A 23,171-nucleotide genomic window follows, 5' to 3' on the forward strand; every position below is an offset into this window, starting at 1 on the left:
TCTATGTGACCGGCGCCACTTGGGGCGGCGGAATGTCGGATCACCACCGGCTAGGCTCGGCGACTGTGCAGCCAGCAAAGGTGCGCCATAGGGATCGGTGTGTGACGGCCGTTCTCGCGGTGGTCGTCGTCATCATGGGATTGATGCTCGCCGGATGTGGTCGCGGCGCCAGTCGAACGGTGTCGGGGTCACCGGAACCGGCACAAGATCCGTCCTACGTACACGTCGCGCAGGGCACGCTGCGCGGTAACGTGGCCACCGACCATCGGTTGTTCGCCGGAATCCCTTACGCCGCAGCGCCTGTCGGGCCGTTGCGATTCGCCCCGCCGGCTCCGGCGCCCGGTTGGGCCGGGGTACGCGACGCTTCGGTGTTCGGACCGCGATGCGTTCAGGACCCGACCGCCGATCCCGAACGGGGGCGCAACACCTCCGAGGATTGTCTGAGCCTCAACGTCTGGACGCCGCCCGTGTCCGGCGAGCGCAGGCCGGTGATGGTGTGGATCCACGGCGGCGCGTTCGTCAACGGCAGCAGCGGGGTGTACGACGCGCGCTGGCTGGTGGCGCGCGGGGACATCATCGTCGTGAGCATCAACTACCGCCTCGGCACTCTCGGATTCCTGGCTCACCCCGCACTCGGGCCCGCGGATGATGTCGGCAACTACGGGATGCTGGACCAGCAGGCCGCGCTCCGCTGGGTACACGACAACATCTCCGCGTTCGGCGGCGACCCAGATCGGGTGACCATCGCCGGTGAATCCGCCGGCGGGATGTCGGTGTGCAATCACCTGGTGGCTCCGGGTTCGGCCGGGCTGTTCCGGGCCGCGATCCTCATGAGCGCGCCGTGCCAGGCGCAGGCCGATCTGGCCACCGCGCAACGCCGAAGCCTCGACTACGCGGCCGCCGTCGGCTGTCCCGACCCCGCGGTCGCAGCGGCCTGCCTACGCGCGCTGCCGGTGGATCGGCTGCGAAAGCCGGTCTGGTACTACAACATCGGCCGTGACGAGCTGACCGGTCCGATCACCGGCACCAAGGTCCTGCCGGTCGCGCCGTTGGCGGCGTTCGCGGCGGGGCAGAGCCCGCGGGTGCCGGTGATGGTGGGCACCACCCGAGATGAGTTCACGTTGTTCGTGGCGATGCGCTACCTGCAGGACGGTGAGCGCTTCACCCCCGACGAATACCCACGGCTGCTCGCCGAGACGTTCGGCGCCGACGCCGCCAAGGTGGGTGCGCAGTATCCGCCGGATCGGTACGGCGGTGTGCCGCAAGCATATTCGGCGACGGTGACCGATGCCGATTTCTCCTGCGTGGCAGACCGGATGGCCGCGACGCTGTCGGGGCCGGTGTATGCCTACGAATTCAACGACCGGGACGCTCCCGCGCCGGAACCCTTCCGGACCCTGCCGTTCCCGGTCGGTGCGAGCCATTCGCTGGAGCTGCGGTATCTGTTCGACATCGGTGGTGCCCCGCCGCTGAACCCGGCGCAAAAGGCCTTGTCGGACACCATGATCGACGACTGGAGCCGATTCGTCGCCAGTGGTAGTCCGGGCTGGCCTGCGTGGGACGGTGCGTCGGGTTCGCCCCGAATGTCGTTGCAGTCCAGCGGTAGCCACATGGCCGATGGGTTCGCGCAGGAACACCAGTGCCCGTTCTGGGCCGGACTGAAAGGCCGCTGATATGCCGACGCCGCAACCGCAGCCCTTTGCCGACGCCTGGGTCCAGGCCTGGAACGCCCACGACGTCGACGCCGTACTGGCGCATTTCCACGACGATGTGGTGTTCAGTTCACCGGTCGCTGCTCGCGTCGTGCCCGAAAGCCACGGCGTGGTGCGGGGCAAGGCCGCGCTGCGGGACTACTGGACCACTGCGCTGGCGGGGATGCCGGATCTGCATTTCGAGGTGCTGGCGGTGTACCGCGGCGAATCCACCCTGGTGATCAACTACCGAAACCAACGCGGGGGACTGGTCAACGAGGTGCTGCTCTTCGACGGTGAGCTCGTGCGCGAAGGCCACGGCACGTACCTCGAGTAGCGCGTCAAACCGGGGTCACCCAGGTGGTGATGTCGGCGTGCACCACTTCGACGCCGTGCCGATCGGTGACGCTGACGGGCACCACGATGTCGGCGCCTTCGGTGATCAGCGTGAAGTCCGGCGGATCCAGCCGGGCCGTCGCGCGCAACGACGTGGTGGCCTTGGCCAGATAGCTCACCGTCATGGCTTTGGGGATCCAGCGGTGGCTGGTGGGCACCGTCGCCTCCATCAGCATCCCCATCGCCATCTCCGCGGCATTGCACGACGCGATTGCGTGCACGGTGTGCAGGTGGTTGTAGATGAAGAACCACTTCGGCACCGTCACCTCGGCCAAGCCGGGCTCCATGCGCACGACGTGCGGCACGATCGACGCGAAATACGGAACGCGTGCCATGGCCGCGGCGGAGAACAGGCGGGTGCCCAGCGGCTTGCCTGCCAGCTGCTGCCACGCCCGGTAGGTGGCACTTGACGCCCCTGAAATGGTGCTCATGGACCCATCTTACTCGGGAGTAAGATAGGTCGGACGCGCTGCCCGTTCGGCATGCACCGCGGCGTTACGTAGGCTGGATCGGAACGGCCGAGTCGCCTTCCATCAGGGATTTGGAGCGCGCGGCGATCTAGGGCATACTGTTCAGGTTGCCTTGAGCTGGGTACTCCCTGGCCTGGGCATCCGACCAGCGCCCACACGGGCGCATCCGGTTCCAACCTCGATCGTGACGGATTTCCTGAGCGAACGAGTGTGCGGGAGGGCGACACACCCGACCGCGGGGGCCGGTGAACCATAGACAGGTAAACAGCGGCGGCAAATCTCGGCGCAATCCGCGCCGGGGCACCAGGCCCGACGGGTTCGTCCCCGGGACGGCCGGCCGATGTACGAAGCAGGAGCGAGGTAGGAGAAGCGTGGCGGGACAAAAGATCCGCATCAGGCTCAAGGCCTACGACCACGAGGCCATTGACGCCTCGGCACGCAAGATCGTCGAAACGGTCACCCGTACCGGTGCCAGTGTGGTGGGCCCTGTGCCGCTGCCGACCGAGAAGAACGTTTATTGCGTCATCCGGTCGCCGCACAAGTACAAGGACTCGCGCGAGCATTTCGAGATGCGCACGCACAAGCGGTTGATCGACATCCTCGACCCGACGCCCAAGACCGTTGACGCTCTCATGCGCATCGATCTGCCGGCCAGTGTCGACGTCAACATCCAGTAGGAGACCCGAATCAAATGGCTAGAAAAGGCATTTTGGGCACCAAGCTGGGCATGACGCAGGTGTTCGACGAGAACAACAAAGTCGTCCCGGTGACGGTCGTCAAGGCCGGCCCCAATGTGGTGACCCGTATCCGTACCACCGAGCGCGATGGCTACACCGCCGTGCAGCTCGCCTATGGCGAGATCAGCCCGCGCAAGGTCAACAAGCCGGTCACCGGTCAGTACGCCGCCGCGGGTGTGAACCCGCGTCGTCACCTGGCCGAGCTGCGGCTCGATGACGAGGCCGCTGCCGCCGAGTACGAGGTGGGTCAGGAACTGACCGCCGAGATCTTCGCCGACGGCGCTTACGTCGACGTGACCGGCACCAGCAAGGGCAAGGGCTTCGCCGGCACCATGAAGCGCCACGGCTTCCGTGGTCAGGGCGCCGCGCACGGTGCCCAGGCTGTGCATCGTCGCCCCGGTTCGATCGGTGGCTGCGCCACCCCGGGCCGCGTCTTCAAGGGCACTCGCATGTCGGGCCGCATGGGCAACGACCGGGTGACCACGCAGAACCTGAAGGTGCACAAGGTCGACGCCGAGAACGGCGTGCTGTTGATCAAGGGCGCCATCCCCGGACGTAACGGTGGACTGGTTGTTGTCCGCAGCGCAATCAAGCGAGGCGAGAAGTAATGACTCTGAAAATTGACGTTAAGACTCCGGCAGGCAAGACCGACGGTTCCGTCGAGCTGCCCGCTGCGTTGTTCGACGTTGAGCCCAACATCGCGCTGATGCACCAGGTGGTCACCGCGCAGTTGGCGGCCAAGCGTCAGGGCACGCACGCGACCAAGACTCGCGGTGATGTCTCCGGTGGTGGCAAGAAGCCGTACCGGCAGAAGGGCACCGGCCGCGCCCGTCAGGGCTCGACCCGCGCGCCGCAGTTCACCGGTGGTGGCGTCGTCCACGGCCCGCAGCCGCGCGACTACAGCCAGCGGACCCCGAAGAAGATGATCGCCGCCGCGCTGCGCGGTGCGCTCTCGGACCGGGCCCGCAACGAGCGGATCCACGCGGTCACCGAGCTGATCGAGGGCCAGACCCCGTCGACCAAGAGTGCCAAGGCATTCCTGGGCAGCCTGACAGAGAACAAGAAGGTGCTCGTCGTCATCGGTCGCACCGATGAGGTCGGCGCCAAGAGCGTTCGCAATCTGCCTGGCGTGCACGTGATCTCGCCGGATCAGCTCAATACCTACGACGTGCTCCACGCCGACGACGTGGTGTTCTCGGTCGAGGCCCTGAACGCCTACATCGCCGCGAGCACCAAGGATCAGAAAGAAGAGGTGTCGGCCTGATGGCAACCGTGACCGACCCCCGCGACATCATCCTGGCTCCGGTCATCTCGGAGAAGTCGTACGGGCTGATCGAGGACAACGTGTACACGTTTGTGGTGCACCCGGATTCGAACAAGACGCAGATCAAGATCGCTATCGAGAAGATCTTCAACGTCAAGGTCGATTCGGTGAACACCGCGAACCGGCAGGGCAAGCGCAAGCGCACCCGCGCCGGCTTCGGGCAGCGCAAGAGCACCAAGCGCGCCATCGTCACGTTGGCCGCGGGCAGCAAGCCGATCGATCTGTTCGGAGCACCGGCCTAGCGCCGGGAACTAAGAGGATTTAACTGATATGGGAATTCGCAAGTACAAGCCGACGACCCCGGGTCGTCGCGGTTCGAGCGTCTCCGATTTCGCCGAGATCACTCGTTCGACTCCGGAGAAGTCGCTGGTTCGTCCGCTGAGCAGCACCGGTGGGCGTAACGCCCACGGCCGCATCACCACCCGGCACAAGGGTGGCGGCCACAAGCGCGCCTACCGCGTCATCGACTTCCGTCGCCATGACAAGGACGGCGTCAACGCCAAGGTCGCGCACATCGAGTACGACCCGAACCGCACCGCGAACATCGCGCTGCTGCACTTCCTGGACGGCGAGAAGCGCTACATCATCGCGCCGCAGGGCATCAAGCAGGGCGACGTGATCGAGTCGGGCGCCAACGCCGACATCAAGCCCGGTAACAATCTGCCGCTGCGCAACATCCCGGCAGGCACCGTGATCCACGCCGTGGAGCTGCGGCCCGGTGGCGGGGCCAAGCTGGCCCGTTCCGCCGGTGTCAGCATCCAGCTGCTCGGTAAGGAAGGCACCTACGCCTCGCTGCGTATGCCGTCGGGCGAGATCCGTCGTGTCGACGTGCGCTGCCGCGCCACCGTCGGCGAGGTCGGCAACGCCGAGCAGGCGAACATCAACTGGGGCAAGGCCGGCCGTATGCGGTGGAAGGGCAAGCGCCCCACCGTCCGTGGCGTCGTGATGAACCCGGTCGACCACCCGCACGGTGGTGGTGAGGGTAAGACCTCCGGTGGTCGTCACCCGGTGAGCCCGTGGGGCAAGCCCGAGGGCCGCACTCGTAAGCCCAAGAAGGCGAGCGACAAGCTCATCGTCCGTCGCCGGCGCACCGGCAAGAAGCGCTAGGAGTAAATAGCGATGCCACGCAGCCTGAAGAAGGGTCCGTTCGTCGACGACCATCTGTTGAAGAAGGTCGACGTTCAGAACGAGAAGAACACCAAGCAGGTCATCAAGACCTGGTCGCGCCGGTCCACCATCATCCCGGACTTCATCGGTCACACCTTCGCCGTCCACGACGGTCGCAAGCACGTGCCGGTGTTCGTCACCGAGGCGATGGTCGGGCACAAGCTGGGCGAATTTGCGCCCACCCGTACGTTCAAGGGTCACATCAAGGATGACCGGAAGGCGAAGCGCCGGTAATGACTACGACGACTGAATACCCGTCCGCGACGGCGAAGGCGCGCTTCGTGCGCATCTCGCCGACCAAGGCCCGACGCGTTATCGACCTGGTCCGCGGCAAGAGCGTCGAGGAAGCCCTCGACATCCTGCGGTGGGCGCCCCAGGCCGCCAGCGAGCCGGTCGCCAAGGTGATCGCGAGCGCTGCCGCCAACGCGCAGAACAACGAGGGGCTCGATCCGGCCACGCTGGTCGTCGCCACCGTCTTCGCAGACGAAGGCCCGACCGCCAAGCGCATCCGGCCGCGTGCCCAGGGTCGTGCGTTCCGAATTCGTAAGCGCACCAGCCACATCACCGTGATCGTGGAGAGCCGTCCGCCCAAGCAGAAGGGTGCGTCCGCACAGTCGGCACGCAGCCGTCGTGCCCAGGGCAGCAAGGCTTCCGCTGCTGCGAAGGCGGCAGCCTCAGACACGGCCGCTAAGTCCGCTGACTCGAAGGGAGGCTCGGAGTAGTGGGCCAGAAGATCAATCCCCACGGCTTCCGACTCGGCATTACGACCGAATGGAAGTCCCGCTGGTACGCCGACAAGCAGTACAAGGACTACGTCAAGGAAGACGTCGCCATCCGTCGCCTGCTGGCCACCGGCCTGGAGCGGGCCGGCATCGCCGATGTGGAGATCGAGCGCACCCGTGACCGGGTTCGCGTTGACATCCACACCGCGCGTCCCGGCATCGTGATCGGCCGCCGCGGCACCGAGGCCGACCGCATCCGTGCGGACCTGGAGAAGCTGACCGGCAAGCAGGTTCAGCTCAACATCCTCGAGGTGAAGAACCCTGAGTCGCAGGCTCAGCTCGTCGCCCAGGGTGTTGCCGAACAGCTGAGCAACCGTGTCGCGTTCCGTCGCGCCATGCGCAAGGCCATCCAGTCGGCGATGCGTCAGCCCAACGTGAAGGGCATCCGGGTGCAGTGCTCTGGCCGCCTCGGCGGTGCTGAGATGAGCCGCTCGGAGTTCTACCGCGAAGGCCGGGTTCCGCTGCACACGCTGCGGGCCGACATCGACTATGGCCTGTACGAGGCCAAGACCACCTTCGGCCGGATCGGCGTGAAGGTGTGGATCTACAAGGGCGACATCGTCGGTGGCAAGCGCGAGCTCGCTGCCGCCGCGCCGGCCGGTTCCGACCGTCCGCGTCGTGAGCGTCCTTCGGGCAGCCGTCCGCGTCGTAGCGGCTCGTCGGGTACCACCGCGACGAGCACCGAGGCCGGCCGTGCTGCCGAGGAGACCGCGGAGTCCGCAGTGCCGGTGACGGCCGAGGCCTCCGCAGAGAACACGGAGAGCTGAACATGCTGATTCCCCGCAAGGTCAAGCACCGCAAGCAGCATCACCCCGAGCAGCGTGGCATCGCCAGCGGCGGCACGTCGGTGAGCTTCGGCGACTATGGCATCCAGGCCTTGGAGCACGCCTACATCACCAACCGGCAGATCGAGTCCGCTCGTATTGCCATCAACCGGCACATCAAGCGTGGCGGCAAGGTGTGGATCAACATCTTCCCGGACCGTCCGCTGACCAAGAAGCCTGCTGAAACCCGTATGGGTTCCGGTAAGGGTTCGCCGGAATGGTGGGTCGCCAACGTCAAGCCCGGCCGCGTGCTGTTCGAGCTGAGCTACCCGGACGAGAAGATCGCCCGCGACGCGCTCACCCGCGCGATCCACAAGCTGCCGATCAAGGCACGCATCGTGACCCGAGAGGAGCAGTTCTGATGGCAGTGGGAACTTCGCCTGGTGAACTGCGCGAACTGACCGACGACGAGCTGAAGAGCAAGCTCCGCGAGTCGAAGGAAGAGCTGTTCAACCTGCGCTTCCAGATGGCGACCGGGCAGCTGGCCAACAACCGTCGGCTGCGCACTGTGCGCCAGGAGATTGCACGGCTTTACACCGTGCTGCGTGAACGTGAGTTGGGTCTGGCTTCCGGGCCCGGTGGTGAGGATTCGTAATGGCAGAAACTAAGGGCCCCAAGCACACCCCGGCCACCGAGCAGCCCCGTGGCCGTCGCAAGACCGCCATCGGCTACGTGGTGAGCGACAAGATGCAGAAGACCATCGTGGTCGAGCTGGAAGACCGCAAGAGCCACCCGCTCTACGGCAAGATCATCCGCACGACCAAGAAGGTCAAGGCGCACGACGAGAACGGTGAGGCCGGCATCGGCGACCGCGTCTCGCTGATGGAGACCCGTCCGCTGTCGGCCAGCAAGCGCTGGCGGCTGGTCGAGGTGCTCGAGCGCGCCAAGTAAGACATCACGAGTAGATGTGCCCCGGATCCTCCGATCCGGGGCACATTTGCGTTTCAGCCCGGGTCTCGGCCCGCGTCGATTTCGACGTGAGGGTCGTGGTTCTGGCTGAGCAACGACCATCACGTCGAAATCGGCGGCGCGATCATCTTTTCGCCGTCACCCACCGCTCGTGACAAAAGGCCGTCGCCCATCGCGGTCTGCTCCTGCCGACCAGTTTTGCTGAATCCGCAGCACGGGGAGACACCCGGTCTACGTCGCTGATTCTTGTTTGCTCACCGCCGCGGCTGTCATACCATCGCGCGTATGGGAGCGGGGAAATGGCATGTTGTCGAGGGTCATTGGGCTGAGCGCGCAAACTGCGTACTGGCTGCCCGGTTAGCCATGGACGTCCGCCTGTAGCGGCGATGACGACGACATCCTCGTCGACGGCATCGTCGACGGTCTCGACGGGCCGGCCCGGATTCACCACGATTCTGACGCGGTACTACGACGTCCATCCGTTCTACCGACTGGCCCTGCGGTGGGCCTTGATCGTCGGCCTCACGGCGTTCGCGTTCCACGACAGCTTCGGCAGTCTCATCGCCACCACCAGGGCGGGCGGCATCGGCGGTTACGTCTGGACAGTGCCGGTGGCGGCAGCGCTGGTGGCCGTCGGGGTATCCCGACGCAACCGCACCGAGCTCCCGATCCATGACCGGCAGACCGACATCATCGTCGGCATCATGTGTTTGGGCTTGGCGCTGATGATCCAGGCCGCGCTGCTCGACCGGTACGCGCTGTACTTCCACCTGTTGCGTCTGGATCTGGTCGCGGCGTGGCTGTTCGTACTGTGCTGCTGCATCGTGCTGTTCGGTCTTCGCCCGGTACTGCGGTTCTTCTGGGTGTGGACGCTGTTTGCGATGGGGTTCTCCCTGCCGTACTACCTGACGGTGGTGGTTCTGGGCGGAGGGAAGTTCGCCGCGGGCGCGGCCACGCTGATCGTCGCCGCGATCGGGACCGGGATCGCCGTCGGCCGGACCGTTCGTCGCGGCGTCATCGGGTCGGTTGCTGCGTGGGTGTTCGGTTTCGCGGTGCTCATCACCATCAGCGTGGTGCACCCCGCCGCGCCGCTGATCGTCTATCAACAACTGCCCGCTCTGTCAGCGATCTGTGTGGTCAACGTCGTGATGTATCTGGCGGCGCGCCGGGGTGTTCCGAAGCGGTGGTTGGACCGCAAGGTGGAACCTCTTGCGGCCAGGCAGGTGTGGGCAGGAGTTCCCCTCGTCGTCGCGGTCGCGGTGGCACTGTCGTTCTGCGCGTTGCCGACTCAGGTGACCACGGCTCCCATCAGTCGTCCCAGCCCCGATGTGCTGTCCCCCGGGCAGCCACTGGATGCACCGCCGGGCTGGTCGACGACCGCCCGCGAAAACCACACCGAGGTACATCGGCTGTATGGCGACAATGCCGTCCTGGTGCGCCAGTACATGCGTGCGGACACCGGAAACCCGAGCTGGGACAAGCTGGCCAGGCCGCGCACCCTCGTGGTGGACAGCATCGTCAGTCAGCGTCCATTCACATTCGGGGTGTATCCGGCACGTGTCGTCTACGGGCTGACCGGCGCACGGTTGAGCCAACTGCGCCCGGTCGACCTCGGCAACGGAGTACACGCGCAGATGCTGTCGGTGGTCGACGACGATCTCCTGGTGACCTGGAACTCACTGCAATTCGCTTGGGGCGACAAGGATCTGGCGCAGCGGGTGACGGTTTTCGCGGTTGACAATCACGAGCCGAATGCACCTTTTCCGCATCCGTCGAAGAACATCGCCTCCACCTTGCGGACGCTGACCACGTTGTTGTTCCGCGGCAACGCCGTTCTCGACGAGCAGACGCCGACCTTCAAGGACGGTGAGCTTCTCACCCTTTTCGGGCGAGCATTGGTTGCTGCGCAGTTTCCCTGCATCGGGCGATGCCAATGACTTTCATGGACCGTGCTTACGGATATAACGATTTCTGTGAACCCGGGCGCGTCCGCAAAGTCCGGCTTAGGCTTCGACCTGTGACTGCACGGATGCTGCCGCTGTTCGCTGCTGTGATAGTCGTTGCCGGAACGGTCCTCCCGGGAGTCGCGACCGCTGCGCCGGAAGATGGTCTGTCGCTCGCAAATTCGCCGACATTGAGTCTGCGGACGTTGGGTTCCGATCCGGACATCGCACTCTACGGCGTCGAAGGTGTTCAGACGGTGACGGTCCCGGTGCAGCCGGGCCTCACTGCGGCCGAATTGGTCGCAACTGCAGTGCTGCCGGTCAATGCGCGGGGCGGAACACTCGAAGTCACTCAGGAGGATCGCACCCTGGCCCGGGTGCCACTGCCTCCCGACCAAGGGCCCATATCCATCCCGCTGGCCGGCGCCCGAGTCGTTGACAACGCGGTCTCGGTGTTGCTGCGCAGCTATCTGACGTTGCCCGACGGGTACTGCGTCTACGACGCGACGAATCCGCTGCGGTTGGTCGACGCCTCGATCCGGTACACGGGCCAGGAACTGCCGCCCGCCACGATCGCCGACTTCCTGCCGCCGGTACTGCAGAAGCTCACGGTGTTCGTGCCGTCGAATCCGTCGAAGGCCGAGTCGGACGCGGCACTGCGGCTCGTCACGGCCACCGTGGCGCGCTACGGCCCGCAGCGCACCGCTGTCGACCTCGTGCCGACCGATGGCGGGGCCGTGCCACCTCCGGGCCCACTGGAACGGCAGATCGTGGTACGTGAAGGACAAGCGCCCGGCCTGAGCCTCGAGGGTCCCAATGCCGTTCCTGCCCTCGTGGTTTCCGGGCCTGCAGGGGAGCTGAGCAACCAGGCGCGGCTGCTGTCCAGTGACATCTCGAAACTTGCCGTCCGCTCGAAAGCCGTCGCCGGACCGTTGTCGACGACTCCGCAGCTACCCGGTGACATGACCACCATCCGCCGGCTCGGCCAGCCCGGCGTCAATGCCACCGCACTGGTCAACCCACGGGTGACCGTGCCGCTCGACCAGACCAGGCTGGGCAGGTCCGTTCACGGCGTCAGAGTCCATCTGCAAGGCTCCTACACACCACTGCCGTCCACCGTCGCCGGGCAAGTCGTGGTGAGCATCGGGGGACAGACCATCGACCGCTGGGCGACCGAGACCGACGGCCGCATCGACCGCTGGATCGACGTCCCGGACCGGTTGCTGCAGCGGTACACGAACGTGGACATCGCGATCGATGCGGCGGGAAACACCGGACGCTGCGGGGAGTTCCAGCCCATCACCCTCACCATCGACGGCGAGACACCGGTCGAGAGCAAGCTGGCCAAGCCTCCGGTGCCGGGCGGTTTCCAGGCATTGCCGCAGGCATTGATGCCGCGCCTGGAGGTCGGGATTGACGACGGCTTCGTCAACCTGCGGCGGGCGGCACTGCTCCTCATCGGTCTGCAGCGGCTCAGTGCCCGTCCGTTCGACACAGCCGTGGTTTCCCGCCAGGACGCCATCACCTCGTCGAATCCCGCCGTGGTGGTGAGCCCCGATCGCTGGGACACCGCCTCTATCGCCCTGCCGGTGTCTGTGGACTCGCACGACATGATCACTGTCGAGAATGTCGACGGCAGTGGCACGTCCAGCACACTCACGCTGGATCCGAAGATCGGATTCGGCTCGTTGCAGACGCTCTACTCCGGTGGGCGCACACTGCTGGTCGCGACGTCCACCAACACCCCGGACGAGCTCGACCGGCTGCTGGGATGGCTCAACGCCGATACCGCCCGCTGGTCCGGCCTGACCGGCAATGCGCTGATCGCCGTGGCTGATCGTGACCCGATCCAAGTCAACACTGCGACAGCACAACCGGATTCGGTGGCCGCGACCGCTGATCGTAAAGCCCTGTACCTCGGTATCGGTGCCGTCGTGGTCGTACTGGCTGCCCTGGGTGCGGGGGCGATCGCCTGGCGCAGCCGTCGGTCGCGGGGCTAGCCGTGACCGCGACCGTCGACGCTGACGCCGACACGGGACGATGGGAGTCCTTGCAGTCCTGGTGGTTCGGCTTGAATCCCACAGTTCGTCTGGTGTCGCGGTGGCTTCTCGTCGCCGTGCTGACGCTCGTGGCGTTCTGGGACAGCCTGGTCAACCTCGTCGACACCACATTGGCAGGCGGCCTCGTCGGCTACGTGTGGATGGTTCCCATCGCGGGGCTGCTCGCTGCGTTGGGGGTGAACTTCCGACGTCGTACCGAATTGCCCATCCACGACCGGCAGACCGATGTCATCGTCGGCATCATCGGTTTGGGGCTGGCGCTCATGGTCCAGGGCGTGCTGCTCAAACGCTATTCGGAGTTCTTCCACCTCATGCGCCTGGATCTGCTGGCCATGTGGCTTTTCGTGCTCAGCAGCAGCATTGTGCTGTTCGGCGTGCGTCCGGTCGCACGATTCGGCTGGGTGTGGGTGCTGTTGTCGCTCGTGTCAGCGCTGCCGTACCAGGTGGTTGTGATCACGCTGGGCGGCGGCAAGTTCGCCGCAGGAGTCGGGACGCTGTTCATCGCGGCCGCGGCGACCGCCATCGCGGTGGGGCGCAACCGCAAGCGCGCGGCAGTCGGTGCCGCCGGCGCGTTCCTCTTCGGCTTTGTACTCCTGATTCTCCTGCAGCTTCTGGCGCCCGACGCTCCGGTCCTGGCGTATCAGATGATTCCCTCGCTCACGGCGATCGTGGCGGTCGGAGTCTCGGCGTTTCTCTACACCCGCCGGGGCCAGCCCAAGAAGCTGCTGGATCGCAAGATCGAACCGCTTGCCGCCAAGCAGATCTGGTCGGCCATCCCGCTCGTGGTGGCGGTTGCGGTCGCGCTGGCGCTGATGCCGTTGCCGCGACAGCTGAGTGCGACCGAGATAAGCCGCAGTGCGCCCTACGATCTCGTTCCAGGACGACGCCTGTCCGCGCCGCCCGGGTGGACGGCCGTCGGGGACCAGACCTATACCGGGGTGGCGCGCTATTACGGTGATGACGCGATCCTTGTGCGCCAACGGATGGTCGCCAATGTCGGTGATGCCCGCTTCGACAAACTGTCCGCGCCGCGAATACTCATGGTCGACAGCATCGTCAGCGAGCTGCCGTTCTCGTTCGATGCCTATCCGGGCCAGGTGCTGTACGACACCACCGGTACCCGGCTCAGTGCTCCGCGCGCCGTCGACCTAGGCCACGGGGTGCGGGGAAAGCTCTTCTCGGCCATCGACGATCGCCTGCTGGTGACCTGGGACGTGTTGCGGTTCGCGTGGGGCGACGAGGATCAAGACCAGCTCGTCGATGTCTTCGCGGTCGACAACCATCTGCCCGATGCGCCGTTCCCCGATCCGCAGCGCGGTCTCGTGTCCACGCTGCGCAACCTGCTCACCGTGTTGTTCCGCGGCAACTCCGTTCTGGTGCAGCGACTGCCGACCTACAAGGATGCCGAACTGCTCACCGAGTTCGGACGGGCGCTGGTGGCCGAGCAGTTCGCGCGGGCGGGGACCGGCCGATGAGGTATGGCGAGACCTTCGATCCGGAATCCGTCACCGACGATCAGCGGGAGTACGCACTGCACCGGGCGATCAACGGCCTGCGGGAAGACGATCCGGTGCATTCCGCGTCGACGCCGCTGCTGGGCTGGCAGAAGCCCGCGCTGTGGGGCCTGCTGGTGGTCGTCATCGCCTTCGGCGTGTGGCGGCCGATGCAGACGGCGGTCGTGCTCATCGGATTGTGCACGTTGGCCTATCTGTTGACGTTGGGTGACCGGGTGCTGATCTTCAAGCGCGGGTTGGCGTCCCGGCCCATCGTGATCTCCGACGAGGCCGCCCGCTCGATTTCGGATGCCGATCTGCCGTCGTACACGATCCTGGTACCTGCCTACAACGAACCGGAGGTGGTCGCCGACCTCATCGGCGCGATGGACGCGCTGGAATACCCCCGCGACAAGCTGCAGGTGCTGCTGTTGCTGGAGGCCGACGATCAGGTCACCATCGACGCCGCCGAGGCATGCGGCGAATCCGACGTCATCACAATCCTTCTGGTGCCGCCCGCAGAGCCGCGTACCAAGCCCAAAGCGTGCAACTACGGTCTGCACTTCGCCACCGGGGACATCGTGACGATCTTCGATGCCGAGGATCTGCCCGAACCGTTGCAGCTGCGCCGCGTCGTGACTGCGTTCCGTCAGCTGCCGGACAATGTGGCGTGCGTGCAGGCCAAGCTCGTCTACCACAACGGCCATCAGAATCTGTTGACCGCGTGGTTCACCGCCGAGTACGCACTGTGGTTCGGCTATCTGCTGCCCGGGATGATGGTGAGTACGTCACCGATCCCGTTGGGCGGCACGTCGAATCACCTGCGGCGTGACATCCTGCGCAAGATCGGCGCATGGGATCCTTTCAACGTCACCGAAGACGCCGACCTCGGCCTGCGCATCGCGTCGCACGGCTATCGCACGGCAGTCATCGACTCCTTCACGCTGGAAGAGGCCAACAGCGATGCGATCAACTGGATTCGGCAGCGGTCCCGGTGGTACAAGGGCTATCTGCAGACCTGGCTGGTTCACATCCGTCAGCCACTCAAGCTGTACCGCACTCTCGGCTTGCGCAGCTTCATCCGGTTCACCCTGGTGCTCGCGGGCACCCCGATCATCGCAGTGCTGAATCTGCTGTTCTGGTTCATCACGGTGTTGTGGTTCCTCGGCCAGCCCGCTGTGGTCGGCGAAGTGTTTCCCGTGTTCATCTACTTCCCGGCGCTGATCGCGATGGTCATCGGCAACTTCACCGTGATGTACATGAACATGGTCGCCCTCCGTGAGGACGACCGGTCGGATCTGCTGCTGGCAGCGCTGAGTGTGCCGCTGTTCTGGCTGATGATGAGCGTGGCCGCGGCCAAAGGCTGCTATCAGATGATTCGGCAGCCGTCGTTCTGGGAGAAGACGTTTCACGGACTGGCCGAACGTCCCGCCGACACCACGACCGACGAGGCAGCCGCAGCATGACCGGCACGACGCCGGCAAGGTCGGACCGCCGCCTCAAATTCACCGTCTTCTTCGTGTTCCTGTTCATCTATCTCGCGGTGGGGTACTGGCTGCAGGTCCGCCACGGATTCATCATGGGCGACACACTGTCGCGGGTGGCGGCCACCCAATCCGTGTTGTTCAGCCGCGATCCGCATCTCGCTGCCCTGGGCTTCATCTTCACGCCGGTCGCGGCGATGGTGCAGATACCGGCCATCGCACTGAGTACCCTGTGGTCGGACATCGCCGCACGCGCGTTCTCCGGAACCATCATGTCGGCGACCTTCATGGCGGGCGGCGCCGTGCAGATCCTGAGCATGGGCACCGATCGTGGTCTGCCCCGGGCGTATTCGCTGACCATCACGGTGCTGTTCGCGCTCAACCCGATGATCGTGTTCTACGGCTCGAACGGCATGAGCGAGGCGCCGTTCATCTTCTTCATGTCCTGGGCGGTGCGCCGGCTCATCATGTGGATGGTCGACGACGATGTGCACCACCTGGTCACCGCGGGCGGCATCGCAATGGGGTTGGCGTATCTGACCCGTTACGACGCCGCGGCGTGCATCGGCGCCGCAGGAATCCTGGTGGGCTTGACCACCTATGTGCGGGCCACACCACGCCCACGAGTTCGGCGCGCGATTCTGGATCTTCTGATCGTGAGCGGTCCGGGCGCACTGGCCTTCCTGGGCTGGGCTGCGGCAGGCTGGTTGATCACCGGTGAGGCCTTCGCGCAGTTCACCTCCCAATACGGCAACACCGCGATCCTGGAGCAATCAGGCCAGACTGCACCGAATTTCGCGCACGGCGTGCAGTTCGCCCTGGTGTGCATCATGCTGCTGGCCCCGACGCTGCTCCCGCTGATGTTGTGGGTGCTGATACAGCGGTGGGGACGCCCCAACTGGCAGGTGCTGCTGGTACCGGTGGCGTTGTTCGGTGCCGTGCTCGCATTCCAGGCCTACAGCTACGCGGCCGGGTCGACGTTTCCGTTCTTGCGCTTCTTCATCATCGCGATTCCGATGACGGCATGCCTGGCCATGCTCGCGGTACCCGACGGCGTCCTCGCAACGCCGACCCGGCGCGGCCGGTACGCACCCGAGGTCGTCACACCCGCCGGCGAACCGCCGAAGAGACGCTCCGTCGTACGCTACGCGGCGGTGGCGGCCGTCGTCGCGATCGGTATCCCCGTGACGCTCGTGGGCATGGCTCAACCCGACTACGCCCCACAGGAATACGGCCTCGGTGCAGTGCTGAAACCGGACCCGTACAACGTCACCGTGCGCAAGGCCACCGAGCACCGCATCGCCCGGACCTTCGGCACCGAACGCAAGATCGCGGAGTATCTGCAGTCGTTGAACCTGCCCGACAGCTCGGTGATCACAGACACCGTGTACGGCTTCGGCATTCTCGCCGCGTCGCCACGTCCGCGGGTCTTCGTGATCCCCTCCGACCCGGACTTCACCGAGTTGCTCAACGATCCGAGTGCCAACGGCATCCGGTATCTGCTCGCGGTGCCGCCCATCGGCCGCGGCACCTCCGACGCGCTCAATCTGCGGTATCCGACGCTGTACAACACCGGAGCCGACGTCGCGACCCTGGAGCTCGAGATTCCCAACGACGGTGACGGCCAGCCTGATTGGCGGCTCTACCGGGTCAATGAGCGCGTGGGTGTACGTTAGCCATTCCCCGGCAGCGGGCGCTGCTCGGCATCAGGGGTAGCCAGCCGCCCGGCCAGCCACGGCAACGCATCCGCGAAGCCCTGGGCAGCCGCCGTGAAGGTGTGGTCGCCGGGGTAGCTGACGACCGAACACTCCACATTGTGGGCGCTGAGCAGCCCGCACAACTTGTTGGCGTTGGCGGCGTGGTCCTCGGAGTACTGATCCCACCCCGCAACGGCCTCGGGTTGGAGAGGATCATCGCCTCCGGCGCGGTGGACCGTCGGCGTATCCTCTGAAACCCCCAGCCAGGCAGCCATGTTCGCATAGCGCCCGTGCTTCTCGATCAGAGTCTTCGGGTCGAATGCAGCCCATGCGTCTGCGTCGCCCCCGAACAGCCGGGCGATGGTCTGCGGCTTGGTTCCGCTGTTGGGACCCAGCTGCCCGTCCAGCGCGACGAATGCGCTGAACAACTCCGGATTCCTGGCTGCCAGCATGAGCGCGCAGGTGCCTCCCGACGACCAACCGAGCAGACCCCAGTGGGCGGGGTCGGGACTCACCCCGAAGCGCGACACCACGTACGGTCGGACGTCCTCGGTGAGATGGTCGGCCGCGTTGCCACGCGGGCCGTTGACGCACTCGGTGTCGTTGTTGAAGGTGCCTGTGGAGTCGGGGAACACCACCACCGGCGTGTTTCCACGGTGGAACGCGGCGAATTCGTCGAGCGTCTTGAGCGCACCACCGGACTCCGGCCAGTCGGAAGGATGACTGAACTCCGCGCCGATGGCCATCACGGCCGGCAACTTCGGCGGGGGATCTGAGCGGAACCAGGCCGGCGGCAGGTAGACCAACTCGCGTCGATGACCGAATCCTGAGGCTTCCCTGGGGATGTCCACCCACACCATGGTGCCGCGGGTAGGCTCTTCGTGGTTCTGGCGCATCGTGGCCAAAGCCGCCTCGTCGATCCACTGCGGCGGATCGGATCCCGTCACGCGCTGCCAGGCTGACTGCACGGTCGGGAAGTAGCCCGTGGCGATGTTCAACTCCGAAAACCCGCACAGCACGGCGAGGACAACGGCCAGCACCGACACGACGCGACGCCACCATCGGCTACCGCGCCACGCCAGAACCGCCATCGCAGCGGCAAATCCGGTGATGACCACCCAGAGCACGCTGCCGAGCGATGCGGCCTTCTCCGACCAGCCCTGATACTTGACGAACGTGCGGACGACGACCGCGAGCAGCACGCCCGTCAGTAGCGCGACCGTCACCCATCGAAGCAGGGGTCTGTCGGCCTGGCGCCCGATGCCGAGCACCAGTGCCGCGATCGCAAGCACTTCCAGCGCGATGGGCACCACTCCGCTGATCAGTGACATGCAGTGCTCCTCTGCCTGTGGCTCATGGTTTGTGGCCCGCCGTGAAGCTCGGGCAATCATTGGCCGAGGGCAGTGATTTCATCCGATCGGTGAGCCAGCCCAGGGCAGCGACGGGATCGATCTGGTCGCGTCCCTTGTCCGGCCAGAACGCGATCTGGACGACGTCACCCATCTGGCATGCCTTGGTGATCGCTTGATCCGTCCACGCAGCGGGGATCGCCGAGTCCTGGCCACCGTAGATGACGTACATCGGTGCCTGGGTCGGCCCTTGGGGCAGGTTGGTCTTCTGCAGGTAACCGCGCAGCGTCTGCAGCGCCGCGGGGCTCGCGGGCCGCAAGTCGTCCGGATGAATCGTCTCGGCCAGCGCTTTTCGTTGCACTGGGTCACTGCATTTGAGTAGTGCGTCCCAATTCTGTTCGGCGGCGCCCCGCCGGTAGTCGTCGAGTTCGAAGTCGTAGTAGTACTCGTCCTTCAGTGCGGCCAGATAGGCCACGTAGACCAGCTTCTGGTCGGTGTTCAACGTGCCCGCCATGGCGGCGTCCGCAAGGCCGGAGACCTCTGCCATCGGTGCAAGAGCCGCTGCGGCAACCAACTTCAGGTCATGGCCGTAATTGTCCGCGAGTTCATTTGCGGCCCATGCCGCCTGTCCTCCCTCTTGTGCGCCCAGTGCGGCCCACGCGTTCGAGGTATCGGGAACGAGGTTCCGGGCCGCGCGCACGGCGTCGATCATGGTGAAACCACTTGTGGTGGAGTCCAGGTAGGGGTGGAAGTCGTAGTCGTCGGGTTTCGACGGCTTGCCCAGGCCCTGATAGTCGGGCACGGTGACCACGTAGCCGGCGTTGAGCAGCGCAACGACGGTCGCTGCCTCGCCGAGCAGGTTGGGGGACAGGGACGGAGCGCAATCTGATGCGGTGCCCGTGCTCCGGTGCCCCAAGGCAACAATCGGAAACCCACCCGGTGGCGGTGTTCCCTTGGGCACGAACACCGAACCTGTCACGTGTGACACCGCATCGTTGACACCGTTGCGTGACGCATACGTCATGGTGCGTGCCGACGACGCCGCATCGCGCAGTGCCTGGTCCAGCTTGTCCGCGGGAGCATCTGCGATGACGTGCCCTGCGCTGTCGGGATCTTCGGCGGTGTCCTGTTTGGGCGACCCGCCACACGCGGTGACGACGGCGACTATGACCGATAGCAGTGCCAGGACTCGAACCATCGAATGTCTCCCCGCGGATCCGTGGCTGCTTGGTGGAATATCCCATCTTTTCATCCGGGCGTCGTCATCGTGCGGCTTATGTGGAACCCCGATACGAGAAACACCGTCATTTGCGCAAATACAATTCGTGCCATGGCTGTTATCGACGTGACGGCGCACGGCGCGACCGGAGACGGCACAACCGACGATCATGCGGCGGTGATGGCAGCTCTTCGGGAAGCAGTAGACCGTGCTGGTGGCACGGTGTTCTTCCCGGCGGGCGACTACGCGCTGTCCGGTTCGATCGGCAACGGCGTGGACGGTTTCGCGCGGATCTGCCTCCTCGGCGCGGGTGAGCGGGCAGCGCGATTGCGCGTGACGACCGACGTTGCGCCCATCAGTGGACGCTGGACCGAATGCCGCATCGAAAACCTCAGGATTGACGCGGACTTTCACGGGTCACCGGCGTTCGATGTCGAGCTCGACAAGAGCTACGTCAAGCACTGCTGGCTCAGTGGCTGGACCGGGTACGGCATGCGGGTCAATGCCACCACCGACGGACTGCTGAACTGGATCGACGACAACTTCATCGAACAGTGCAGCGGTTACGGCATCTACACGACGTATCACTTCTACGACTCGTGGATCGTCAACAACAACATCGGGTCGACGGGTCCCAACTTGTCGATCGAGGCAGGCCCGGTACGCATCATCGCCAACCACCTCAACGGCGCGCCGCAGAACAACATTGAACTTCGAGGCAACAAGCAACTGACCATCATCGGCAACATCTGCGAAGGCGCGCGGCACGAGGCGATCGTCTTCACCATGCCGCCGTGGCTGGAATCGGACAACGAGCAGGTAGCCATCGTCGGCAACAACATCACCAACGGCGGCAAGGGTGCGACGAATGTCTTTCCGGCCATCGGGATCTACTCGGTTGACGCCGATCACCGCACCATGGGATTCAACGTCACCGGCAACTTCATCGCCAACACCGACGACGGTGCCGGGTGGAGCTACGCGGTCGACGCGCAATACGTCGACAACATCGCGATATGTGGAAATCAGTGGGACAACAACGGTTACAGTGTGGCTCCCGTCCGCGCCGACGGCAGCAACGTCGGCGTCGCGGGTAACACGTCGGGGAATCGGACGGAACCGCGCCGCTCGGTCGTCACGTTGACCGGTGATCACCTCCTCGACGCAGCCCCTGGCACCGATTACGTATATGTGCTCGCCGCGGGCGTCACGACAGTCACTTTGCCGACGGCCGTGGGTAATACGTGCCGTTATACCGTCAAGAACATCACCGGCGGCACCGTGACACTGCGCGGCGCAGCCGGGCAATCCATCGAGCGTTCAGCCGATTTCGTGCTTGCTGCGGGCGCGGCCGTCGACGTGGTCTCCGACGGGTCGAATTGGTGGATCGTCTGACGTGTGCCGGCAAGTCCATATCTGTTTGCTCAAACTGGCATCGCCCAAAATGGGTGAGGCCGAGATGATTTCACACAACGGAATTCTCGCGGTAGGTGCCGCGATTTGAATGGAATTGCGTGGCGCAATCGGCATAATCGGTTCGCATGAGTCGACATCCGAACGTGCAGGACGAGAGTGAGGAAAACCGTCCGCGGCTGCCGCGGCGCAAAGTGTTGGGAGGACTGGCGGCGGCGGGCGTCGCTTCCACTCTGGTGGCGGCCTGCAACGACAAGACCGGTGGCAGCAACACCTCGTCGGGCGGGGGAGGACAGATCACCACCGACAACACCGTAAAAGGTGCGACGGAGGCAACGAAGGCGGCCAACAAGAAGGTGATGGATTCACTTCCGTTCAACGAGCGTAGTGATTTCGAGGACGCCAAGAGAGGCATGATCGCGCGGCCGGACACCTTGACGATCAAGGATGCCAACGGCAACGTCGTGTGGGATCTGGAGGAGTACAAGAAGTACATCGCCGACAACAAGCCCGCGCCCGACACCGTCAACCCGAGCCTGTGGCGTAATGCTCAACTGTGCATGGAGTATGGGCTCTTCGAGGTCGTTCCCGACAAGATCTACCAGGTGCGCGGGTACGACCTGTCGAACATCACCTTCATCAAGGGCGACACGGGATGGATCGCCTACGACACCTTGATCTCACCCGAAACCGCGAAGGCCGCACTCGATCTGGTGAACGACAAGCTGGGTAACCGGCCCATCGTCGCTGTCATCCACAGTCATTCCCACGTCGACCATTACGGCGGCGTCCGTGGCATCATCAACCAGGCCGACGTCGACTCCGGCAAGGTGAAAGTCATTGCACCGCAGGCTTTCGTCGAAGATGCAGTGAGTGAGAACGTGATCGCGGGCAATGCCATGTCGCGGCGTGCGGTCTACATGTACGGAGCGCTGCTGCCGCGCAACGCGCAGGGCGGGGTGAACGGCGGCCTCGGCATGACGGTGTCCACGGGTGTGCCAAGCCTGATCATCCCCACCGACATCATCACCACCACCGGTCAGAAGATGACCATCGATGGTGTCGACATGGAGTTCCAGGTGACGCCCGGCACCGAGGCGCCCACCGAGATGAACACTTTCTTCCCGCAGTTCAAAGCCATGTGGATGGCGGAGAACACCACCAACACCATGCACAACCTGCTGACCCTGCGCGGCGCGCAGGTGCGTGATGCCCGTATCTGGGCGAAATTCCTCGACGACACGATCAGGGTCTACGGTCCCAACACCGAAGTGAAATTCCAGAGTCACCACTGGCCCATGTGGGGCCACGACAAGATCATCGACTACTGGAAACGCCAGCGCGACATGTACAAATACATGCACGACCAGTCGGTGCGGTTGATGAACGAGGGTCTCGTCGGGTCCGAGATCGCCGAGGAGATGCAGTTTCCGCCCGAGCTCAACAACTTCTGGCCCGACCGCGGCTATTACGGCACGCTCAAACACAATACGAGAGCGGTCTATCAGCGGTATATGGGTTGGTATGACGGCAACCCGTCGGACCTCGACGATCTGCCGCCGCAGGAAGCCGCCAAGAAGTACGTCGAGTACATGGGCGGCGAAGAGGCGATCCTGCAGAAGGCCAAGAACGACTTCGACAACGGCAACTACCGCTGGACCGCCATGGTGCTCAAGCACGTGGTCTTCGCCAATCCCGACAGCGTGAACGGCAAGAACCTGCTGGCCGACAGCTACGAGCAGATGGGCTATCAGGCGGAGTCGGGGCCGTGGCGATCGGTGTACCTGCAGGGCGCGTACGAGTTGCGCAACGGGGTGCCGACCGCCGGTGGCACCGACACCGCGAGTCCCGACACCATTGATGCCATGCCGCCGGAGATGATGTTCGACTACCTCGCGGTCCGGCTCAACGGCCCCAAGGCCGCGGGGAAGAAGATCGCCCTCAACGTCGATTTCACTGATCTGAAGAAGCAGTACGGCCTCACGGTGGAGAACGGCGTGCTGAACTACTCGGATGGGTTGCTGCCGCAGTCGGATGCCACGCTGAAGCTGACCAAGGCGACTATGAACGACATCCAACTCGGCAAGGTCAAACTCGCCGATGCCATCTCGGCGAACAACGTGGCACTCGAAGGGAACCGGCAATCGGTGGACGATTTCGTCGGCCTGCTCGACACGTTCAACCTGTGGTTCAACATCGTGACGCCGTAAGCC

The 23,171-nt window shown here is 64.8% G+C and carries 23 protein-coding genes; 20 read left to right on the forward strand and 3 right to left on the reverse strand.

What is annotated here, in order from left to right:
- The first annotated feature begins 32 nt into the window (after nt 1-32).
- On the forward strand, nt 33-1,673 hold the full coding sequence (locus BST13_RS19230) for a carboxylesterase/lipase family protein (protein ID WP_083165618.1): 1,641 nt from the start codon (nt 33-35) through the stop codon (nt 1,671-1,673).
- Nucleotide 1,674: 1 nt separating this feature from the next.
- A complete protein-coding gene (locus tag BST13_RS19235; RefSeq protein ID WP_083165619.1) occupies nt 1,675-2,028 on the forward strand; it encodes a nuclear transport factor 2 family protein in 354 nt (117 codons plus the stop codon).
- 4 nt (nt 2,029-2,032) lie between these two features.
- Here the strand turns inward: BST13_RS19235 and BST13_RS19240 are convergent, their stop codons facing one another.
- Entirely contained in the window at nt 2,033-2,518 is a 486-nt protein-coding gene (locus BST13_RS19240; RefSeq protein ID WP_083165620.1) for a hotdog fold domain-containing protein, read from the reverse strand.
- Nucleotides 2,519-2,928: 410 nt separating this feature from the next.
- On the opposite strand from BST13_RS19240, the gene rpsJ reads away from it, so the two are divergent.
- The 16 genes from rpsJ to BST13_RS19320 all read left to right on the forward strand — a co-directional run bounded on the left by rpsJ (nt 2,929) and on the right by BST13_RS19320 (nt 16,956).
- On the forward strand, nt 2,929-3,234 hold the full coding sequence (gene rpsJ, locus BST13_RS19245; RefSeq protein WP_003883485.1) for a 30S ribosomal protein S10: 306 nt from the start codon (nt 2,929-2,931) through the stop codon (nt 3,232-3,234).
- 14 nt (nt 3,235-3,248) lie between these two features.
- Nucleotides 3,249-3,902 carry a 50S ribosomal protein L3 gene (gene rplC / locus BST13_RS19250; RefSeq protein ID WP_029369117.1) on the forward strand — a complete coding sequence of 218 codons (654 nt, stop codon included), beginning with the start codon at nt 3,249-3,251 and terminating at the stop codon, nt 3,900-3,902.
- On the forward strand, nt 3,902-4,558 hold the full coding sequence (gene rplD, locus BST13_RS19255; protein WP_083165621.1) for a 50S ribosomal protein L4: 657 nt from the start codon (nt 3,902-3,904) through the stop codon (nt 4,556-4,558). The genes rplC and rplD overlap by 1 nt, the downstream gene beginning before the upstream one ends.
- On the forward strand, nt 4,558-4,860 hold the full coding sequence (rplW, locus tag BST13_RS19260; RefSeq protein WP_018601839.1) for a 50S ribosomal protein L23: 303 nt from the start codon (nt 4,558-4,560) through the stop codon (nt 4,858-4,860). Before rplD ends, rplW begins: the two co-directional genes overlap by 1 nt.
- A gap of 28 nt (nt 4,861-4,888) precedes the next feature.
- Complete coding sequence (gene rplB / locus BST13_RS19265) at nt 4,889-5,725, forward strand: 50S ribosomal protein L2 (protein WP_029369115.1); 837 nt, start codon at nt 4,889-4,891, stop codon at nt 5,723-5,725.
- A gap of 12 nt (nt 5,726-5,737) precedes the next feature.
- On the forward strand, nt 5,738-6,019 hold the full coding sequence (rpsS, locus tag BST13_RS19270) for a 30S ribosomal protein S19 (RefSeq protein WP_010908582.1): 282 nt from the start codon (nt 5,738-5,740) through the stop codon (nt 6,017-6,019).
- Complete coding sequence (gene rplV, locus BST13_RS19275) at nt 6,019-6,507, forward strand: 50S ribosomal protein L22 (protein WP_083165622.1); 489 nt, start codon at nt 6,019-6,021, stop codon at nt 6,505-6,507. Before rpsS ends, rplV begins: the two co-directional genes overlap by 1 nt.
- Nucleotides 6,507-7,334: a 30S ribosomal protein S3 gene (rpsC, locus tag BST13_RS19280; RefSeq protein WP_083165623.1), complete on the forward strand. Its 828-nt coding sequence runs from the start codon at nt 6,507-6,509 to the stop codon at nt 7,332-7,334. The genes rplV and rpsC overlap by 1 nt, the downstream gene beginning before the upstream one ends.
- A 2-nt stretch (nt 7,335-7,336) precedes the next feature.
- The gene (gene rplP / locus BST13_RS19285) at nt 7,337-7,753 is read left to right on the forward strand and encodes a 50S ribosomal protein L16 (RefSeq protein ID WP_024453873.1); all 417 of its coding nucleotides are present in this window, start codon (nt 7,337-7,339) and stop codon (nt 7,751-7,753) included.
- Nucleotides 7,753-7,986 carry a 50S ribosomal protein L29 gene (gene rpmC, locus BST13_RS19290; RefSeq protein ID WP_083165624.1) on the forward strand — a complete coding sequence of 78 codons (234 nt, stop codon included), beginning with the start codon at nt 7,753-7,755 and terminating at the stop codon, nt 7,984-7,986. Before rplP ends, rpmC begins: the two co-directional genes overlap by 1 nt.
- Nucleotides 7,986-8,282, forward strand: a complete 297-nt coding sequence (gene rpsQ, locus BST13_RS19295) for a 30S ribosomal protein S17 (RefSeq protein ID WP_029369109.1) — start codon at nt 7,986-7,988, stop codon at nt 8,280-8,282. Before rpmC ends, rpsQ begins: the two co-directional genes overlap by 1 nt.
- Before the next feature lie 404 nt (nt 8,283-8,686).
- Complete coding sequence (locus tag BST13_RS19300; protein ID WP_083165625.1) at nt 8,687-10,237, forward strand: hypothetical protein; 1,551 nt, start codon at nt 8,687-8,689, stop codon at nt 10,235-10,237.
- 80 nt (nt 10,238-10,317) lie between these two features.
- Complete coding sequence (locus BST13_RS19305) at nt 10,318-12,243, forward strand: cellulose biosynthesis cyclic di-GMP-binding regulatory protein BcsB (protein ID WP_245839732.1); 1,926 nt, start codon at nt 10,318-10,320, stop codon at nt 12,241-12,243.
- Nucleotides 12,244-12,245: 2 nt separating this feature from the next.
- Nucleotides 12,246-13,778: a hypothetical protein gene (locus BST13_RS19310; protein WP_083165627.1), complete on the forward strand. Its 1,533-nt coding sequence runs from the start codon at nt 12,246-12,248 to the stop codon at nt 13,776-13,778.
- Entirely contained in the window at nt 13,775-15,262 is a 1,488-nt protein-coding gene (locus BST13_RS19315; protein WP_083165628.1) for a glycosyltransferase, read from the forward strand. The genes BST13_RS19310 and BST13_RS19315 overlap by 4 nt, the downstream gene beginning before the upstream one ends.
- The gene (locus tag BST13_RS19320) at nt 15,259-16,956 is read left to right on the forward strand and encodes an ABC transporter (protein WP_083165629.1); all 1,698 of its coding nucleotides are present in this window, start codon (nt 15,259-15,261) and stop codon (nt 16,954-16,956) included. Before BST13_RS19315 ends, BST13_RS19320 begins: the two co-directional genes overlap by 4 nt.
- On the opposite strand, the gene BST13_RS19325 is transcribed toward BST13_RS19320, so the two are convergent.
- Both BST13_RS19325 and BST13_RS19330 read right to left on the reverse strand, forming a co-directional pair.
- Nucleotides 16,953-18,308 (reverse strand): alpha/beta hydrolase, encoded by a 1,356-nt coding sequence (locus BST13_RS19325; protein WP_095533617.1) that lies wholly within the window; start codon nt 18,306-18,308, stop codon nt 16,953-16,955. The two genes, BST13_RS19320 and BST13_RS19325, sit on opposite strands and share 4 nt — an antisense overlap.
- A 22-nt stretch (nt 18,309-18,330) precedes the next feature.
- Nucleotides 18,331-19,524, reverse strand: coding sequence for a lipase family protein (locus BST13_RS19330; RefSeq protein WP_158087168.1), 1,194 nt, complete (start codon nt 19,522-19,524; stop codon nt 18,331-18,333).
- A 132-nt stretch (nt 19,525-19,656) separates the two neighbouring features.
- Between BST13_RS19330 and BST13_RS19335 the strand changes: the two genes are divergently transcribed.
- Both BST13_RS19335 and BST13_RS19340 read left to right on the forward strand, forming a co-directional pair.
- Complete coding sequence (locus BST13_RS19335) at nt 19,657-20,940, forward strand: glycosyl hydrolase family 28-related protein (RefSeq protein ID WP_158087169.1); 1,284 nt, start codon at nt 19,657-19,659, stop codon at nt 20,938-20,940.
- A gap of 146 nt (nt 20,941-21,086) precedes the next feature.
- A complete protein-coding gene (locus tag BST13_RS19340; RefSeq protein ID WP_245839734.1) occupies nt 21,087-23,168 on the forward strand; it encodes an alkyl/aryl-sulfatase in 2,082 nt (693 codons plus the stop codon).
- Nucleotides 23,169-23,171: the final 3 nt, after the last annotated feature.

This window comes from Mycobacterium aquaticum (genome assembly GCF_002086485.1).
Taxonomy (GTDB): Bacteria; Actinomycetota; Actinomycetes; order Mycobacteriales; family Mycobacteriaceae; genus Mycobacterium; species Mycobacterium aquaticum.